Annotated in this window: 18 protein-coding genes; 5 read left to right on the top strand and 13 right to left on the bottom strand. The window is 70.9% G+C overall.

Annotated elements, in window-relative coordinates; genetic code table 11:
• Positions 1–18 precede the first annotated feature (18 nt).
• From CLV67_RS45950 to CLV67_RS45905, 7 genes are all read right to left on the bottom strand, one after another.
• Complete coding sequence (locus CLV67_RS45950; RefSeq protein ID WP_106330289.1) at positions 19–840, bottom strand: MetQ/NlpA family ABC transporter substrate-binding protein; 822 nt, start codon at positions 838–840, stop codon at positions 19–21.
• A gap of 100 nt (positions 841–940) precedes the next feature.
• Positions 941–1,597 carry a methionine ABC transporter permease gene (locus tag CLV67_RS45945; protein ID WP_106330288.1) on the bottom strand — a complete coding sequence of 219 codons (657 nt, stop codon included), beginning with the start codon at positions 1,595–1,597 and terminating at the stop codon, positions 941–943.
• Entirely contained in the window at positions 1,594–2,793 is a 1,200-nt protein-coding gene (locus CLV67_RS54030; RefSeq protein WP_239166878.1) for a methionine ABC transporter ATP-binding protein, read from the bottom strand. Before CLV67_RS54030 ends, CLV67_RS45945 begins: the two co-directional genes overlap by 4 nt.
• Positions 2,794–3,575: 782 nt before the next feature.
• On the bottom strand, positions 3,576–4,430 hold the full coding sequence (locus CLV67_RS54025; protein ID WP_239166879.1) for a response regulator transcription factor: 855 nt from the start codon (positions 4,428–4,430) through the stop codon (positions 3,576–3,578).
• Positions 4,406–5,656, bottom strand: a complete 1,251-nt coding sequence (locus tag CLV67_RS45915; protein WP_106330287.1) for a sensor histidine kinase — start codon at positions 5,654–5,656, stop codon at positions 4,406–4,408. Before CLV67_RS45915 ends, CLV67_RS54025 begins: the two co-directional genes overlap by 25 nt.
• A complete protein-coding gene (locus CLV67_RS45910; protein WP_106330286.1) occupies positions 5,653–6,348 on the bottom strand; it encodes a YqeB family protein in 696 nt (231 codons plus the stop codon). Before CLV67_RS45910 ends, CLV67_RS45915 begins: the two co-directional genes overlap by 4 nt.
• 137 nt (positions 6,349–6,485) lie before the next feature.
• Entirely contained in the window at positions 6,486–7,673 is a 1,188-nt protein-coding gene (locus CLV67_RS45905) for a PucR family transcriptional regulator (RefSeq protein WP_106330285.1), read from the bottom strand.
• Positions 7,674–7,837: 164 nt separating this feature from the next.
• Here CLV67_RS45905 and CLV67_RS45900 point away from each other — a divergent pair, with 164 nt between their 5' ends.
• The 3 genes from CLV67_RS45900 (at position 7,838) to CLV67_RS45890 (ending at position 10,556) form a co-directional block, all read left to right on the top strand.
• Positions 7,838–8,914: a ferredoxin reductase gene (locus CLV67_RS45900; protein WP_106330284.1), complete on the top strand. Its 1,077-nt coding sequence runs from the start codon at positions 7,838–7,840 to the stop codon at positions 8,912–8,914.
• A gap of 39 nt (positions 8,915–8,953) precedes the next feature.
• Complete coding sequence (locus tag CLV67_RS45895; RefSeq protein WP_106330283.1) at positions 8,954–10,132, top strand: fatty acid desaturase family protein; 1,179 nt, start codon at positions 8,954–8,956, stop codon at positions 10,130–10,132.
• Positions 10,133–10,247: 115 nt separating this feature from the next.
• On the top strand, positions 10,248–10,556 hold the full coding sequence (locus CLV67_RS45890) for a putative quinol monooxygenase (RefSeq protein ID WP_106330282.1): 309 nt from the start codon (positions 10,248–10,250) through the stop codon (positions 10,554–10,556).
• A 50-nt stretch (positions 10,557–10,606) separates the two neighbouring features.
• On the opposite strand, the gene CLV67_RS45885 is transcribed toward CLV67_RS45890, so the two are convergent.
• From CLV67_RS45885 to CLV67_RS52980, 3 genes are all read right to left on the bottom strand, one after another.
• On the bottom strand, positions 10,607–12,076 hold the full coding sequence (locus CLV67_RS45885) for a family 4 glycosyl hydrolase (protein ID WP_106330281.1): 1,470 nt from the start codon (positions 12,074–12,076) through the stop codon (positions 10,607–10,609).
• 184 nt (positions 12,077–12,260) lie between these two features.
• On the bottom strand, positions 12,261–13,304 hold the full coding sequence (locus CLV67_RS45880) for a carbohydrate kinase family protein (protein WP_106330280.1): 1,044 nt from the start codon (positions 13,302–13,304) through the stop codon (positions 12,261–12,263).
• A gap of 43 nt (positions 13,305–13,347) precedes the next feature.
• Entirely contained in the window at positions 13,348–13,953 is a 606-nt protein-coding gene (locus CLV67_RS52980; RefSeq protein WP_203737779.1) for a hypothetical protein, read from the bottom strand.
• A gap of 72 nt (positions 13,954–14,025) precedes the next feature.
• Here CLV67_RS52980 and CLV67_RS45870 point away from each other — a divergent pair, with 72 nt between their 5' ends.
• Positions 14,026–14,658 (top strand): maleylpyruvate isomerase N-terminal domain-containing protein, encoded by a 633-nt coding sequence (locus tag CLV67_RS45870; protein WP_106330279.1) that lies wholly within the window; start codon positions 14,026–14,028, stop codon positions 14,656–14,658.
• 148 nt (positions 14,659–14,806) lie between these two features.
• Here CLV67_RS45870 and CLV67_RS45865 read toward each other — a convergent pair whose 3' ends face one another.
• The 3 genes from CLV67_RS45865 to CLV67_RS45855 are packed head-to-tail and all read right to left on the bottom strand — an operon-like array spanning position 14,807 to position 17,202.
• The gene (locus CLV67_RS45865) at positions 14,807–15,316 is read right to left on the bottom strand and encodes a GAF domain-containing protein (protein ID WP_106330278.1); all 510 of its coding nucleotides are present in this window, start codon (positions 15,314–15,316) and stop codon (positions 14,807–14,809) included.
• On the bottom strand, positions 15,313–15,624 hold the full coding sequence (locus CLV67_RS45860; RefSeq protein WP_239166880.1) for a hypothetical protein: 312 nt from the start codon (positions 15,622–15,624) through the stop codon (positions 15,313–15,315). Before CLV67_RS45860 ends, CLV67_RS45865 begins: the two co-directional genes overlap by 4 nt.
• Before the next feature lie 30 nt (positions 15,625–15,654).
• Positions 15,655–17,202 carry a methyl-accepting chemotaxis protein gene (locus CLV67_RS45855; protein WP_239166881.1) on the bottom strand — a complete coding sequence of 516 codons (1,548 nt, stop codon included), beginning with the start codon at positions 17,200–17,202 and terminating at the stop codon, positions 15,655–15,657.
• A gap of 164 nt (positions 17,203–17,366) precedes the next feature.
• Here CLV67_RS45855 and CLV67_RS45850 point away from each other — a divergent pair, with 164 nt between their 5' ends.
• Complete coding sequence (locus tag CLV67_RS45850) at positions 17,367–17,933, top strand: hemerythrin domain-containing protein (RefSeq protein WP_106330276.1); 567 nt, start codon at positions 17,367–17,369, stop codon at positions 17,931–17,933.
• Positions 17,934–18,096 lie beyond the last annotated feature (163 nt).

Below are 18,096 nucleotides of genomic sequence, written 5' to 3'. Positions count from 1 at the left end.
GGCTCCCCCTCATGCACGTCAGAACGCGGCCAGGACCGAACCCTGGTACTTCTCCTCGATGAACTTCTTCACCTCGGGCGAGTGCAGCAGCTTCTCCAGCTTCACGACGCGCTCGTCGGCCTCCTCGCCGGTGCGGACCACGACCAGGTTGGCGTACGGGTTGTCGTCACCCGTCTCCAGCGCCAGCGAGTCGGTGGCCGGCTTGAGACCGGTCTCGATCGCGTAGTTGCCGTTGATCACCGAGATCGCCGTGTCCTCCAGGCTCCGCGGCAGCTGGGCCGCCTCGAGCGCCTTGAACTGCAGGTTCTTCGGGTTCGCGACGATGTCCTTCTCGGTCGCCTTGACGCCGACGCCGTCCTTGAGCGTGAGCAGGCCGTTCTTGGCGAGCAGGTTCAGCGCACGGCCCGAGTTCGACGGGTCGTTCGGGATGCCGACGACGCCACCGGCCGGAACGTCGGCGATCGCCTTGACCGTCTTGGAGTAGACGCCGAGCGGCTCGATGTGCACCGGCTTGAGGGCGGTGAACTTGTAGCCCTTGGCGGCGACCTCCTCCTCCAGGTACGGGATGTGCTGGAAGTAGTTGGCGCCGAGCTGCTTCTCACTGAGGGCCACGTTCGGCTGGATGTAGTCGTTGAACTCGACGATCTCGAGCTTCAGGCCCTCGGCGGCGGCGAGATTGTCCTGCACGTACTTCAGGATCTCGCCGTGCGGGACCGGGCTGACGCCGACCTTGAGGGTGTCGGTCGGCTTCGCCTCGCTGTCATCGGACGAGCCGCAGGCGGCCAGGCCCAGGGTGAGGGTGGCGGCGGCCAGAACGGCGGCGAAGGAGCGGCGGCGCATCTAATGGGACCTTTCATTTCTATGGGTATTGCAGGATTTGGGACGAGCGACCCCATGGGCCGCCCGAAACGCGACGGGCAGCCCACGAGCCGCCCCGGGCTCAGCGGTGTGACAGCCTGCGGACGAGCAGGTCACCGACCATCTGAACGAGCTGGACGAAAACGACGAGCGCGACGACCGTGGCGATCATGACCTCGGTCTCGAAGCGCTGGTAGCCGTACCGGATCGCCAGGTCGCCGAGGCCACCGCCGCCGACCACACCGGCCATCGCCGAGTAGCCGACCAGCGCGATCACGGTGATCGTCAGGCCCGCGACCAGGCCGGGCAGCGCCTCCCGGAGCAACACCTTGCCGACGATCTGCCGGCGGGTGGCGCCCATCGCGGTGGCGGCGGCGACCACGTCCGGTGGCACCTCGCGCAGCGCCGACTCGACGATCCGGGCGAAGAACGGGATGGCGCCGATGGTCAGCGGCACGATCGCCGCATCGGTGCCGATGGTCGTGCCGACGACCAGGCGGGTGAACGGGATGACGGCGACCAGCAGGATGATGAACGGCAGCGAGCGGCCCACGTTCACGATCAGGCCGAGGACCGCGTTGACCGGCGGAGCCGGCAGCAGGCCGCCCCGGTCGGTCAGCACCAGCAGCACCCCGATCAGCAGGCCGCCGACCGCGGTGAGCAGCGCCGCGATCCCGACCATCCAGGCCGTCTCCTGCACGCCGGGCGTGAGCAGCTCGAACACTTCGGACCAGGTCACGACGTCACACCCCGTTCACGCAGATACTCGACCGCCTCCCGATTCGCCTCCGGCGTGCCCGGCAGGGCGATCCTCCAGCGACCGGCGCGCGTCGCGGCGAGCGTCTCCACAGACCCACCGAGGATGCGTACGTCCACCGCGAACCGCCGAGCGAGGTCGGCGATGATCGGCTCATCCGCCTCGGGCCCACTGACCGTGATGTCGACGATCGTCGTCGCCTCACCGCCGCCCGGCAGCCTTGCTCCGGCCGTGTCAAGGCTCGTCGGCGCTCCCACGCTGGTCAGCACTCCCGCGCCCGCTTCGGCTCCCGCCTGCACGCCCACGCCCGCTTCGGCTCCCGCTTGCACGCCCACGCCCGCTTCGGCTCCCGCCTGCAGTCCCGCGCCCGCTCCGGCTCCCGCCTGCAGTCCCGCGCCCGCTTCGGCACCCGCGACCGCCGGCGCCCCCGCTTCCACTCGCGCGCCGCCTTGCATCGCGGCCTCAAGCGGCACTCCCGCCGCGTCGAGCGGTGCGGCCGTGTCCAGTGGGAACAGGTCGCGGGCCAGCTCGGAACCCGGCCGCCGGAGCAGTTCGGTGATCCGGCCCGACTCGACGAACCGGCCGTCGCGCATGATCGCGGCCGATGTGCAGATCCGCTTGACCACGTTCATCTCGTGGGTGATCAGCAGGATCGTGAGGCCGAGCCGCCTGTTCAGGTCGAGCAGCAGCCGCAGAATCGACTCGGTGGTCTCCGGGTCGAGCGCGGAGGTCGCCTCGTCGGACAGCAGGACCTTCGGCCGCGCGGCGAGCGCCCGGGCGATCCCCACCCGCTGTTTCTGGCCCCCGGACAACTGAGCCGGGTACGCGTCAGCGCGATCCGCGAGCCCCACCAGTTCCAGCAACTCGGCCACCCGAGCCTTGCGACCCGCCCGGGGCGCCCCGGTGACCTCCAGCGCGAACGCGACGTTCCCCGCGACGGTGCGCGACGACAGCAGCGCGAAGTGCTGGTGGATCATCCCGATCCCCTGCCGCGCCACCCGCAGCTCCCGCCGCCCCAGCCGGGTCAGCTCGAGCCCGCCGACGGTGACAGCACCGGCGTCGGGCCGCTCCAGCATGTTGACGCACCGCAGCAGCGTGCTCTTGCCGGCACCGCTGCGCCCGAGGACCCCGAAGACCTCGCCCTCACCGACGCTGAGGTCCACCCCGTCAACGGCCACGACGGACCCTTTCCGGGAGCGGTACGTCTTACGAAGACCGCTTATTTCAATCACGTAAACACCCTGGTCAGCAGTTGTGACGAGCGTCGCAATGCCTACTCACTTAGTGGGCATTCGCGACCGGCCCAACGCTAGCCCGCACAACGCCCGCAAGCCACCCCGTGTAACGACCCTCACGACTTTTGTCGCTTTCACCGCCCACCACCCGGACCCGGCCGCACCGTCGCCGCGATCGCCGCCTTCACGATCGGGCCGTTCGTCGCCTCCCACGAGCACGGACACAGCCCACCCGCCCAGACGAGCCTCAATCCGGCGGGGTTTCCGAGAACCGCGACACCCGCGCCGGCAGACCTCGGTCCCGGCGTCAGTGACAGACCCCGGCGCCACCGACAGCCCTCGGCCCCGCCAACAAGTCTCGACCCCCACGCCGCCAACAAGTCTCAGCCCGGCGCCGCCAACAAGTCTCAGCCCGGCGCCGCCAACAGACCTCGGTCCCGCGTCGAGAACAGACCTCGGTCCCGCGTCGCGAACAGACCTCGGTCCGACGCCGCGAACAGACCTCGGTCCGACGCCGCGAACAACCCTCGGCCACGGCACCGCGAACAGACCTCAACCCGACGCCGCGAACAACCCTCGGCCCCGGCGGCCGGCAAACCTCGGCCCCGGCGGCGCCGGCAAACCTCGGGTCCGACGCCATCGAGATCCGGGCGGCTTTCACCAACGAGTCCCTGCACGCCGCAGGATCAGCGAAGCCGCGAGACGGCAGCCTCACCCAGGTGTGGTCAGCGGGCCTCGTGGATCAGGATGGCGATCTGCACGCGGTTGGCGCAGCCGACCTTGTCGAGGACCCGGGACACGTAAGCCTTCACCGTCGGAACGCTCATGTGCAGGTCGACACTGATCTCCGCGTTGGACCGCCCGGTGGCGACGGCTTCGGCCACCTCCCGCTCCCGCGCCGAGAGCCGCCGGAGGATCGAGGCCGCCCGCTCCCGTCGCGCGGCAGTCGCAGCGTCGGCTGCCCGTTCCCCTGCCGCAGCCCCACCGCCGGCCGCCCGGTCCCGACCCGCGGCGGCCGCACCGCCCGCACTGCCGCCGCCGCCGCCGCGACCGTCACCGCCCCGGTCGCCGCCGCCCCGGTCGCCGCCGCCCCGGTCGCCGCCGCCCCGGTCGCCGCCGGCCGGGTCGCCGCCGGCCGGGTCGCCGCCGGATCGGCCGACCGCGTACTCGATCAGCCGGGGCACGACCGCCGGCGCCAGGATCGACTCACCCGCGGCCGCGCGCCGGACCGCGTTCAGGATCTCGGTCGGGGCGATGTCCTTGAGCAGGAAGCCGTTGGCTCCGAGTCGCAGCGCGCCGAGCAGGTTCTCGTCGGTGTCGAAGGTGGTCAGCACGATGATGGCCGGCTCCGGACCGTCACGGCGCAGCTCCGCGGTCGCGGCGAGGCCGTCCATCCGCGGCATCCGGACGTCCATCAGCACGACATCGGGCCGCAGGTCACGGACCATCGCGACGGCCTCGGAACCGTCCCCGGCCTCGCCGACGATCTCGATCTCCGGTGCGGCACCCAGCACCAGCGACAGCCCGACCCGGACCAGCGGGTCGTCGTCGGCGATCAGGACCCGGACGGTGTCGGCCATGGCAACCAGGCTTCCAGATCGAAGGTCAGCCCCGTCCTGGGGTCACCGTGCACGCCGTGCCGCAGCCGCCCGTCGAGCAACTCGACACGCTCGGCCAGCCCGATGAGGCCGTTGCCCGCGCCGGGCACCACGCCGCCGGCACCCGGACGGCTGATCGCGGTCCTCGGGGACGGTGACAGCGGGTTGGAGAGGCGCACGTGCAACTCGCCGTCGCCGGTGCGTTCCAGCAGCAGGGTCACCGGGCTGCCGGGGGCGTGTTTGCCGGCGTTGGTCAGGCCTTCCTGGACCAGGCGGTAGACCGTCCGCCCCAGTGACGGGCCGACCGGCCGGCCGTCGAGGTGGTTGTCGGTCGTCACCTGGATGCCGGCCACCTGCCGGGCCTGGCCGACCAGCTCCTCCAGGTGCTGCAGGCCCGGTTGTGGTCGCAACGCGTCGTCGGGGCCGGCACGCAGGACGCCCAGGATCTCGCGCAGGTCCTCGAGGGCGTGGTGGGCGCTGTCCCGGATGGTCGCGGCGGCCTTGGCGACCTCCTCGGGCGTGAGGTCGGGGCGGATCTGCAGAGCCCCGGCGTGCAGGCTGACCATGGAGATCCGGTGAGCGAGGGCGTCATGCATCTCGCGGGCGATCCGCTCGCGTTCCAGCGCCCGGAGCCGGTCGGCTCGCAGCCGGGCCTCCTCCTCGGCCCGTGCGGCCCGCTCGCGCAGCGACTCGATCAGCTCCCGCCGGGAGCGCGTCGCCATACCCGTCGCCACCGTGGCGGCGAGGATGGCGACGGTCAGGACGACGTTGACGACCGGAGGGTCGGTCATCTCCGGGTAGGCCAGCGAATAGCCGAACCCGCCGACAAGATTCGCCAGGACTATCAGGACGACCGGCCGGCCACGGCGCAGCGAGACGACCGTGTAGAGCCCGATCAGCCCGGCGAGACCCGCGCCGTCGGCCACCACCGAGACCACCGCGAGGAAGAGCGCCACCGCCATCGGATGGCTGCGCCGCCACCAGAGGGCCAGCGACAGGAGGCAACCCGCCACGAAGTGCAGGAGCAGCGCCTCCTCGGAGAGATCGCGGATCTCCGCCGCCTCCCCGACCAGAAGGAGCCCGCCGAACCAGGAGACCACGATCGCCGTGACGTCCCAGCCGCGCCCGGCCAGAGGTCTGCGGCGCGTCGCCGGTGCGTCGCCGGCGCGGCTCGGCGTCACGGATCGCCGGTCCGAGGTGGTCGTCATGAGCGGACCAGAGGGCGCCAGAGCTGGCGGTCACCGTCGTCGCGGATCGCGTACCCGAGTTTCTCCAGGGTCTCGCGCAGCTCGGCGGCCTCGCGGGCGGCCTTCTTGCCCAGCGCCACGGCACGGGCCGACAGGACCGCGTCGACCTCGATCGGGAGCAGGCCGCTGTCCGGGACCCACGGCTGGTAGAGGTCGCGGAACGGGTCACCGTCGCGCCAGGGGTAGCCGTACTCACGGAAGACGCGTTCCAGTGGGGCCCGGTCGGCCTGTGGCTCACCGTGGAACAGCTGCCGTGACTCCCGGTCGAGGATGATCAGGAAGCTGCCGTCCATGAACACGAAGTCGATCTCCGGGCGATCGACCGAGACGACGCGGTCGCCGGTCTCCAGGCGCACCAGGGCCCGGCCGATCGTCACGCGGGTGCTGCGGCGCACGATCTCCGCACTGGCCAGGGCGCCCAGCACGGCGAGGATGGCGGCCTGCACCGCGACCTTCCACCAGGTGTCGACCGAGGCGACCACCCGCCACACCACGCCGAGCACCGGGAAGCCGACGTCCACCAGCCAGCGGGAGAGCATCGGGGCCACGACCGCCACGAGCACGCCGAGCAGCGCCGGCCCGGCGAGCACGAGTGCCCGGCCGGCCGGGGAGAACGCGAGCACCGTCGAGTCCCGTGAAGTGTCGCCGCTCATGTGTACCGTCCCTCGCCGCTTGCCTGCCGATGACGCTATGCCCGGCCGGAGGAGCCCGGCCAGTTGCCGGAAGTCGATGATCCGAGACTTTGGTATATGACCCGGGCCACATGCGGCGGGAACGAGACTGACCCGGATCAGGGCTCCGGGATCGCCAGGGCGATGGTCAGCGCGAGGACCCATTGCGGATCGCGCAGGCGATCCCCGTACAGCTCACGCAATCGGGCCATCCGGTAGCGAACCGTCTGCGGGTGGACGAACAGCTCTGCCGCGACGTCCTCACGCCGGCCGTGGTGCAGCAGCCAGCTGCGCAGCGTCTCGATCAGCTTGGCGGCGGCGGTACCGCGTTCCCCGGCGAGCGGCATCAGCGCCCACGCCCGCAGATCCTCCAGGGCGCTCGGGTCGGCGGTGACCACCACGGCGGCGAGATGTTCCTCGGTGTCGACGACCGCGCCGTCCGACGGCGGACTGAGTCGCTGCACCCGGCAGGCCCGGTCCAGGGAGCTGCTCGCCTCAGCCCACGGCCGGGCCGGGCCGATCACCACGTTGTGGCCGGTGAGCAGACGGTGGAGGGTCGGGCGGGAACAACCCTGCGGATCCGGTACGAACAGCGCGGTCATCCCCGGCAGGTCGGGCACCGCGTCGGCGAGCTGCAGCGTACGCGGATCCAGAAGGTCTATGACCCACCGCGCCCCGCGTTCCGGCAGCAGCAGCGCGGTGAGCGTCTGCGGCGGCACCCACTCCGCCTGCTCGGCCAGCCCCTGCAGCACGTGCGCCGGCTCGCCCGCGACCAGGGCCTGCGTCAGCTCCTGCATCCGGCGCTGCCGCAAACGGCCGGACGCCGCGAGCTCGTCGGCATGACCGGCCACGCTCGCCGCGGACAACTCGTCGATGTACGCGAAGACCAGCTCGGCGAAGTCGGCGATCGTCGCGGCCGGCTGCCCCGCCTCGACGCTGATCTCCGCGAGTCCCCGCCACGCCACCCGGGCACCCACCCGGTACGCCGCCAGCAGCGCGTCCAGGCTGCGCCCGGACCGGGCCTCGCCGCGTCCGAGCGCGTAGGCAGCCTCGACCGCCGAGGCCATCGGCGTACCGGGATCGGCTCCGGGCCGGGAGACCAGGTTGAGGAAGGTGCCGAGCGCGGCCCGGACCGCCCGCGCGATCTTGTGACCGAGCACGCCCGCGAACGGCTCGGCGTAGGCCGGAACCTCGCGGACGATTGCCGCGATGGTCTGCGAGGAGACCTTCGGCAGACCGTTCCGGAGCGGGTCGATCACCTCCGTCGGCAGGCGATAGGACCTGACATCGCGCAGCGGCTGTTTCACGCGATCCCTCACATTCCGTCCGGCCGTGATGGCCTGATCACGACATCAGGGACGATACGGCCCACCCCCGGTGGCCATCTTTGTCCCCTGCGAACAATTATGCGGCGTCCGATTCACTTTTCCTGGTCAGGACTTTGCCTTTCGCAGGCAGGAGGCTTGGTCACGTGGCAGTTACACGGACTTTGCGCGACGGTGCGTGGCGGGTGGTCGAGCTGATCACCACCCCGGTGGTGCCGGCCGACTACCTCGACGTGATCGCGCCCCTGCGCAACCCGACCGTCCTGCGCGCCCGGATCGACGCGGTGCGCCCCGAGACCGACAACGCGGTCACCCTCGAGCTGCGCCCCGGGCGTGGCTGGGAGCCGCATCAGCCGGGCCAGTACATCCGGCTCGGCGTGGACGTCGACGGCGTACGCCTGTGGCGTGCCTACTCGGTGAGCAGCGCGGCCGACCGGTCCGATGGCAGGTTCACCGTCACGGTCAACGCCGTCGAGAACGGGACCGTCTCCTCGTACCTGCTCAAGAACGCCCGTAAGGGCATGTTGGTCCATCTCGACCTGCCGACCGGTGACTTCCTGCTCCCCGAGTCGCGTCCGGCCAAGGCGCTGTTCGTGACCGCGGGCAGCGGCATCACCCCGGTGATGGGCATGCTGCGCAGCGCGCTGCACGAGCTGGACGACGTGATCGTCGTGCACTCCGCGCGGACCGCGGCGGACGTCGTGTTCGGCGCCGAGCTGCGTGACCTGGCCGCGCAGGGCCGGATCCGGCTGATCGAGCGGCACACCCGCTCCGACGGACGTCTCAAGCCGGCCGAGCTCGCCGACCTGGTGCCCGACCTGTTCGAGCGGGAGACCTGGGCGTGCGGGCCCGGCGACCTCCTCGACGACCTGCAGGAGCACTGGGCCGACGCCGGTGCCGCCGAGCGCCTGCACGTCGAGCGTTTCCGGCCCACCGTGCTGGTCGCCGGCGACGGCGGCACGGTCACCTTCGAGAAGTCCGGCCAGGTCGTCGAGGCCCCCGGTGGCACGTCGATCCTGGCGGCCGGCGAGGCGGCCGGTCAGCTCATGCCGTCCGGCTGCCGGATGGGCATCTGCTACAAGTGCGTGCTTCCCATGCGCGAGGGCATCGTCCGCGACATGCGCGACGGCACCATCACCACCGCCTCCGAAGTGGACGGCGACAAGATCCTCATCCAGACCTGCATCTCGGCCGCCGCCGGGCCGTGCCGTCTGGACGCCTGAAACCCCTTCCGTATTTCTGTGACAAGGAAGTGAAGTTCCGTGACGACGCTGCAGCGCAAGGAAGTCAACCCGATCGCCCACCTCTCCCCGGAGGACATCGAGCAGATCGGTCGTGAGCTCGACGCCATCCGGGACGAGTTCCTCGCCGTCCGCGGCGAGAAGGACGCGAAGTACATCCGGCGCATGATCGCCGTGCAGCGACGGCTCGAGGTCGGCAGCCGTGCCGTCCTGCTCTTCTCGGTCTTCCCGCCCGCCTGGATCCTCGGCACGATCGGCCTCTCCATCTCCAAGATCCTGGAGAACATGGAGATCGGCCACAACATCCTGCACGGGCAGTACGACTTCATGCGCGACCCGAAGATCCACTCGACCACCTGGGAGTGGGACTTCGCGGCGCCGGCCGAGCAGTGGAAGCACTCGCACAACGAGCTGCACCACAAGTACACCAACGTGATCGGCCGGGACAACGACCTCGGCTACGGCATCATGCGCGTCGACGAGCAGCAGAAGTGGGCGCCCGCGCACCTCGGCCAGCCGCTCTACAACTTCGTCAACGCGTGCCTCTTCGAGTACGGCATCGCGGCATACGACCTGGAGCTCGGCCGGAACCTCTCCAGCAAGAGGCGCCGCAACAACCCCGACTTCCGGGCCCGCCTGCGTCAGGTCGGCCGTAAGATCCGCAACCAGATGCTGAAGGACTACGTGGCGCACCCGGCCCTGTCCGTGCCGGTCGGCCTGGCCTTCGGCAACCCGTTCGGCGCGTTCCTCGGCACCCTGGGCGCGAACGTGGTCGCCAACGTGGTCCGCAACCTGTGGAGCCACTCGGTGATCATGTGCGGCCACTTCCCGAACGGCGTCGAGACCTTCGAGCGTACGTCGATCACGGGCGAGACCCGCGGCGAGTGGTACCTGCGCCAGATGCTCGGCTCGGCCAACATCTCCGGCAGCAAGCTGATGCACATCATGACCGGCAACCTCTCGCACCAGATCGAGCACCACCTCTTCCCCGACCTGCCGGCCAGCCGCTACGCGGAGATCGCGCCGAAGGTCCGGGCGCTGTTCGAGAAGTACGAGCTCAAGTACGTCACCGGCCCGTTCGTCGTGCAGGTCGCGTCGGCGTGGGCCAAGGTGTTCCGCCTCGCCTTCCCGAACCGCAAGCCGGCCCGCCCGATCGACCACGCGGTCCCGCCCCGCAAGCCGGCCGAAGTCGCCGCCTGACCCTCCACCGCTTCTCATCGCCGATGCCCGGCCGCCTTTCGCGGCCGGGCATCGGCGTTCCCGCGGAAACTTGTCGTACCCGGCTGGCATGGTGAGGGCGAGGAGGAGAAGACTTATGCGGTACGGCTACTTCGGCTCCATGAAGGCCAAGCCCGGTCAGCGTGACCAGGTGGTGAAACTGCTGCTGCGATCCGCCGAGGGTCTCAGCACCGCGGGCTGTCACCACTACGTGATCGGGGTGTCCGACGACGACGAGCAGACCATCTGGGTGAACGAGGTGTGGGACACCAGGGAGGCCCACGACGCCTCCCTGCGACTACCCGAGACGCGAGCCGCGATCGCCGAGGCCATGCCACTGCTGACCGGCGAGTTCACCAGCCGCGAGATCACCGTTCTGGGCGGCCTGGGCCTCCCACCCGAGTGAGGCCTGGCCACTTCGCGGCGATCTTCCGGTCCGGAGCTCGTCGAGGCTGCCTACACGAGCGTGTCCGGTCGCAGGTAGCCGAGCTCGGGGAACTCGGCGCGGTAGGCGTCGAGCAGCCGGGTGGCGACCTCCGGCCCGACCAGCGGATGAGCGGCCATCGCACGGATCGCCGCTGACCGCGACCCGGATCCGGCCGCTTCCAGGACGTGCCGCTCGGCCGACTTGACCGCCCGGACCAGCTCGACGCCGTGCGCGGGCAACGGGGCGACCCGTTGCGGGACGGCACCGTTGCCGTCGACCGTGCAGGGCACCTCGACGACCGCGTCATCGTCGAGGACGCCGAGCGTGCCGCGGTTGCGGACGTTGAGGATCAGGGTGGCCGGCTCGTGGTGTGCGAGAGCCCGCATGACCGCCAGGGCCACACCCTCGTACCCGGCCGGGCGTGATTCGTCGTGCTCGCGGTCTCCGGCGCCGGCGAGTTCCCGGTTCTCGGCCATGTAGGTCGCCTCGCGTTCCCGCCACGCCCGCAACCAGGCGTCGAGGGGCGGCCGCCCGGCGATCTCGGCGTAGCAGCGGTGCTGCTGGCCGAGCAGGAACTCCCCACGCGTCTGCGGCGCGTCCCGCACGGCGGCCAGGGTTCCGGCGGCGTCGTAGTAATAGTGCAGATACTCATTGGGTACGGCACGAAGCTCCCGGAGCCGTCCGGCACCGAAGAGCCGCCCCTCCTCGATCGACCCGAGCCGCACCGGATCGTCGAGCAGCACGTCGAGCAGCCCGGCCACGGCCTCCGCGGTGCCCCCGCCGTCCGCCCACTGGCGCCCTGGCCCCGCTCCGCCACGGTCAGCCGCTCCCGGCACGTGGGCCTCTCCCCGCGAACCGCCGGCGGATGTCGCCGTGTGCCGATCGGAGGCGTGGACGCCGTACAACCAGCCGAGGTGGTTGAGGCCGGCGTAGTCGACGCGCACCGAGGCCGGGTCGGCTCCGATCGCCCGGACCACCCGGTCCACCAGGCCCGACGGGGAGTCGCAGATGCCGATGACCCGGTCGCCGAGATGGGTGACCATCGCCTCGGTGACCAGACCCGCCGGGTTCGTGAAGTTGATCGTCCAGGCGCCGGGGGCGAGGCGGGCGATCCGTCCGGCGATCCGGTGCGCCTCCGGGACGGTCCGCAGACCGTACGAGATACCGCCCGCGCCGACCGTCTCCTGCCCGAGCACCCCCAGTTCCAGGGCCACGCGCTCGTCGACGACCCGGCCCCGCAGCCCGCCGACCCGGATCGCGCAGAACACGAAGTCCGCACCGGTGACCGCCTCGTCGAGGTCGGTGGTGGTGACCAGCGCGGGCGCGTCCGGAACGTCCCGGCCCTGTGCGGCGAGCACCCGCCCGATCGCGTCGAGGCGAACCCTGTCGACGTCGTACAGGACGAGCTCGGTGATCCCGGTACGCCGCCGGTCGGCCAGCAGCGCCCGATGCACCAGCGGCACCCGGAAGCCGCCGCCACCCAGAATCGTCAGTCGCATCCCATCTCCAGCCAGTTCACTTCACCGCACCCCCAGCCCCGCTCACCGCGAACCGATCTTCCCGGCTGTGTCTCACCGTCGTCTCGGCCACCCTGAGACAACGGTGAGACCCGGCCACCAACCCCGGCTGTCCTGAGGCGGCGGAAGGACACAGCCGGGCGAGTATGGGGCATTTCCGGGCGGGTCAGCTGTCGGGCTGGGCGTCGGAGAGGCGGGCGATCGTCGCGGTGGCTCGGTGGACGGCGTTGCGCCGGCCGGGTGGGATCACGTCGTCGAGGAAGCCGAAGCGGGTGATCAGGCCGGCGTTTCCGGGAGTGTGGCGGGTGGTGTGCCACCAGTCGGCTATGTCGCCCCAGCCGGGTGCCGACAGGGAGCCGCCGAAGTGCTGGACCGAGAGGGCTCCCACCAGGGTGGCGAACGCCAGGCGGTCGGCCAGGGGCCAGCCGCCCAGGGTGCCGGTTATGAAACCCGCGGTGAAGACGTCACCGGCACCGGTGGGGTCCAGGGCCTCGACCGGCACGCCGGGCATGGTCGCCACCTCGCCGGTGGTGCCGTCGACGGCCAGGGCACCGTCGGCGCCGTCGGTGACAACGACCACCGGGACCAGGCCGGACAGCTTCTCCAGCGCCTGGCGGGGCTCGTCGGTGCGGGTGTAACGCATAGCCTCCACCGCGTTCGGCAGGAAGGCATGGCAGTCGGCGAGGACGCCGAGAACGTCGCAGGACCACTGGTCGGTCTCGTCCCAGCCGACGTCGGCGAAGACCATCGTGCCGCCGGCTCGGGCCCGCCGCACCCAGCCCATGCCCTCGGGTGCCAGGCTCACCGCGGCGCTGCGGGCCGGTGGCAGGCCGTTGACCAGGCCGTCGGAGTCGGTGGGCAGTGGATGGCCGTGAGTGATCATGCTGCGGTCGCGGTCGTACGCCAGGGAGACCGTCACCGGAGAGTGCCAGTCGTCTACCCGGCGCGAGGCGGACATGTCGATGCCCTCCTGATTGCTGAGCACCCGATGGCAGAACTCGCCGTAGGCGTCGCTGCTCAGCGCGGTGCCCAGACCGGTGTGCAGGCCGAGCCTGCTCGCGGCGACCGCCAGGTTCGCGACACCGCCGGGGCAGGAACCCATGCCGCTCGCCCACACCTCCGCGCCGGGTGCGGGCAGCTCGCGGAGGCCGGTGAAGATCACGTCGAGGTAGACGACTCCCGGGACGAAGAGGTCGAGCGGTCGAGCCATCGTCCGATCTTAACCCCGCTCCTATCGGCCAAGTCGTGATTGATCACCGGGCCTTTCGCAGGTCGGCGTGCGTGGCACGCAGGGTGTCGGCGGCCCGGTCGGTGCCCGGTGGCCGGACGGCGTCGAGCATCCGCCAGGCCTCGTCCAGAGCCTGGGACAGCTCGCCGATCCGCTGGGCATGCTGCCGCCGGACGTCCTCCCGGACTTTCTCGATCCGCCGCATCCAGCCTTCGGCACTCACCGACGAGGGGCCGGTGGGTGAGGCGGCGGCCGGCGAAGGGCCGGGTGGGACGGACGGTGACGGGCCTGCTGGAGGGACCGGCACGCCGGGACGGGGACGGCGGCCGAAAGCGGGATTCACGGAAGGAGGAGAAGAAGCGGAAGTAGGTGGAGAAGCGGGGGAAACAGAATCGGGGCGGTGGAGGGGAATGGCGGGAACAGTAGACGCGGATGGATCTCCCGGTGCCGCGCGACGATTGTCGATCACGTCGGATGCGGGCACGATCGCGGCGATCGGCCGGCCGTTGTCGACCAGGACGGTGACCTGCCCGGTCAGCCCGGTCACCCGGACCAGTTGCTGGAACCGCAGGCGAGCCTCAGCGACCGTGAGTTCGATCCGGCGGCGAATCGGCGTTGCTGGTTCTCCCATATCCCGATGATGCGCCGGGGGTATGACAAAAATGCGTGGGCCGGCACTCACCCGTACGGATAGATTCCCGAAATGACCTCTGCCGCCGATGTGCGCACCGCCGTTTCGCTCGCCGCCGGCACCCTCCGGGCCGCCTCCGACATGGACTGGCACGTCCCGGCCGGTGACCTGATCTGGACCTGCTGGGAGACGATCGAGCACATCGCCGACGACCTCTTCGCATACGCGGGTCAGATCGCCGCCGAGAACACGCCGGCGTCGTCCTATGTGCCGTTCGGCTGGCGGCGCAACCGGCCCGGGGGTCCCGCGCTGACGATCTTCGGCGGGGACACCACGAACCGTGAGGGGCTCGTGCAGGTGCTCGAGTCGTCGGGTGGCCTGCTCGCGGCGGTCGTCGAGGTGGCGCCGGCGGAACGGCGGGCGTTCCACCCGTACGGCATCTCGGATCCTGCGGGTTTCGCCGCCATGGGTGTGGTGGAGACCGTTGTCCACCTGTATGACGTGGCCATCGGTCTGGGCTGGTCGTGGGCACCGCCGGAGGATCTGTGCGGCCGGGCGCTGCGCCGCCTGTTCCGCGACGTCGAGGACGCGACGGCGGAGGTGGAATCCCGCCGGGCGGCGCTGCTGTGGGCGGCCGGCCGGATCGAGCTGCCCGGCCTGCCGCGCCGGGAGAACTGGAAGTGGAACGGCACCCCGGCGACCTGAGCCGGGGCCGAGAAGAAGGCAACCCGAACCGGAGCCGCGAAGAAGGCGACCCGAACCGGAGCCGCGAAGAAGGCAACCCGAACCGGAGCCGCGAAGGAGGCGACCCGAACCGGAGCCGCGGAGAAGGCGACCCGAACCGTGGCGAAGGCTATCTGAGCCGGTACGCGTCGAGCAGTTTCATCGACTTCTCGGCGCCGTCGTTGAGAACGGCCAGGTCCACATCGGAGAAGATGCGCGGCCTGGCGTCGATGACACAGTGCGCGCCGAGCGCGTGCCCGCCGCGCCCGATCAGCGGCACCCCGAGGTAACTGCGCAGGCCGGTCATCCGCAGGAACGGGTTGTCGGCGTGCCGCGGGTCGGTTCTCCCGTCGACCACGCAGTACGGCTCACCGGCGAGAACCGTGTGCGTGCACAGGGCCCATTCGGCGGGGGTGCCCTGGGCCTCGGCGACCCACCCGGCCACCCCGTGCGAGCCGATGATGAACTGCGACATGTCGAGCACCATCGACACCAGTGATACGGGTGCTTCGAGCAGTCCGGCGCTGCGCTGGGCGATGGCGTCGAGACTGGTCCGCAGGTCGGGGTCGAAGAGGTCGTATCCGGCGATCTCGCGGATGCGTTCCGGTACGCCGAGACGGTCGAACAGGTCGGTACTCACAGCATCTCCCCGGATGACGAAGGCGAAAGAGGGGACGAGGGCGGAATCACGCGGGCGGCGGCGGCCAGCTGGGTGTGTGAGGTGATCCGGATCCGGAGGGCGAGCGCGCACAGCCGTGAGGTGGGATCGGCGTCGTGCATCGCGGCGAGCATCCGTTCAAGCCCGTCGCCCTCGTCGCCGGTGAGCCCGGTCGCTTTCAGCAACCGGCTCCAGACCTGCGGGCCGTCCCCGGCATGAACCCGGTGGATGGCGGCCCGCGCGTCGTCCATCGTGGGCCGTGCCAGTCCGTAAGGCGTCTCCGTGATCACCGGCGTCCTCTCTGCCGAGCCGTGGTCAGGTCAGTGGCGGAAGCCGCCGACCAGGTTGGTCAGGTCCCCGGCGAGCCGGGTGAGGTCCACGGCGGCCTGCTGGGTGGCCCGGGCGCCGTCGGCGGTCGCGGTGGCTACCTCGGCGACCCCGGAGACGGTACGGGCGACCTCGCCGCTGCTGGTGGCGGCGTCGGCCACCGAGCGGCTCATCTCGCCGGTCGTCGCGGTCTGTTCCTCGACGGCCGAGGCGATCGTGGTGGTGTAGTCGCCGATCCGCTGGATGACCTGGGTGATCTCGCCGATCGCGGTGGCCGCGGAGCCGCTGGACTCCTGGATGGCGCCGATCCGATCAGTGATCTCCTCGGTGGCCTTGGCGGTCTGCTGGGCGAGTTCCTTGACCTCACCGGCGACGACGGCGAACCCCTTGCCGAGCTCACCGGCACGCGCGGCCTCGATGGTGGCGTTCAGTGCCAGGAGGTTGGTCTGCTCGGCGATGCTGGTGATCAGTTTGACCACGTCGCCGATCTCGGCGCTGGCCGCCCCGAGCTGGGCGACCTGGTCGTTGGTGCGTTCGGCGACGCCCATGCCCTCCTGGGCGACGCGGGCGGCGTCGGCGGCGTTGGAGGCGATCTCGGTGATGGAGGCGCTCATCTCTTCGGCGCCGGCCGCGATGGACTGGACGCCGACGTTGACGTTCTCGCTGGCGTGGCTCGCGGTGCCGGCCTTGTCGGCGACGTCGGCGGCGCCGGCCTGGAGCTGGGCGCTGACGGTGGAGAGTTCCTCGGAGGCGCTGGCGAGGGTGACGGCGGAGCCGCCGATGGTGCTGACGGTGTCGCGGAGCCGGGCGACGGCGGCGTCGAGGGCGCGGCCCATCCGGCCGGGTTCGTCGCGGCTGGTGAGCCCGGTCTGCTGGGTGAGGTCGCCGTCGGCGAGGCCTTCGCAGACCACGGTGACCCGGGTCAGGGAGCGGACGATGCCGCGGGCGACCATCAGTCCGATCGCCGCGGCGAGGGCGATGCCGAGGACGAGCAGCAGGATCGACTGAAGCCGGCTGGACTCGTAGGCGGAGCGCGCGTCGGCGGCGGAGGCCGCGGCCGCCTTGTTCTCGGCTGCCTCGATGCCGTCCAGGGCTTCCCGTAAAGCGGTGACCAGCGGGCCGATCTTCTCGGTGCGTATGGAGGCCCAGCGGGTCAGGTCGTTGCGGTCGGAGAGGGGCAAGAGCTCCTGCTCGGCGATCCCGACGTAGCCCTGCCAGTCGGCCTTGACGCCGTCGAGCGTCTCGGTGCTCACCACGGGGCCGCTGGCCTCGTAGGCCTCCAGGGCGGCGGCCACCTCGGCGAGATCGTCCGCGAAGGCCTTCCGGTACTTCTCCTTCGTGGCGGCGTCCCGATAGACGACATGGTTGAGCAGGTCGACCCGGGTCTGGTTGATCCCGGCCTTGAGTTCGCCGAGCGCGGAGACCCCGACCACGTTGCTGCGGTAGATCCCCTGGGCCGAGTCGCTGGCCGAGGCGAGCGCGCGAAGACCGAGCACACCGACCAGCAACGCGACGACAGCGGCCACCGCTACCGTCGTCATGATCTTGAAGCTGACACTGAGGTCCGCCCACAGGGACCGACCACCGGCCACTCCACTCATCCTTGATTCCCCCCGGTTCGGGTGCTGGAGAGTTGCCTGTAACCATCTCGTCGGCAGGCCCCGCCGGGACGTTAGGCCGGCATGCCCGCGGGTAGACGTCAGACATGACGACGGTGCAGAGCGAACAGGACGTCATCGAGCTGCTGCTGAGCCAGCATCAACAGATCAAGGCCCTCTTCACGAGGGTCAACCAGTCCACGGGTGAGCAGAGGCGGGACGCCTTCCACGAGCTGACCCGGCTGCTCGCGGTGCACGAGAGCGCCGAGGAGCAGGTGGTTCACCCGGCTGCCCGGAACGACGCCGGGGACGCCGTGGTGGAGGCGCGCCTCCAGGAGGAGAACGACGCCAAGCGGGCGCTGTCCGAACTCTACGACCTGGGGGTGGAGTCACCCGGGTTCGACGAGCGGTTCGCCGCGTTCGAGGCCGCGGTGCTCAGCCACGCCCTGCACGAGGAGCAGGAGGAGTTCCCGCTGCTGCGGACGAAGACCGATCCGGACGCTCTGGTCCGGATGGCCGGGGCGGTGCGGGCGGCCGAGGCGGTCTCGCCGACCCGGCCACACCCGGCCGCGGGCGAGAATCCGGTGGCGAACCTGATCGCCGGTCCGCCGCTGGCGATCTTCGACCGGACGCGGGATGCCGTCCGCGACTGGCGGCAGGCGCAGAAGGACTGACCCATCGCGCATGCGGGGTGATCCGCATCCGGCGCAGGAGCGGGCCGAACGGGTCACCGAAGGTACGGGCCGCCGTGTTGAGAAGTAGCGCGGCGGCCACCATCCCGACCGCGGGCTCGCCCACCAGCAGGGCGATCGCCGAGACGGTCAGACCGCCCCACAC

It is taken from the genome of Actinoplanes italicus (assembly GCF_003001815.1).
Lineage (GTDB): Bacteria > Actinomycetota > Actinomycetes > Mycobacteriales > Micromonosporaceae > Actinoplanes > Actinoplanes italicus.
Note: the sequence above shows the minus strand (reverse complement) of the source record. Positions and strands in the feature narration are given on the sequence as shown.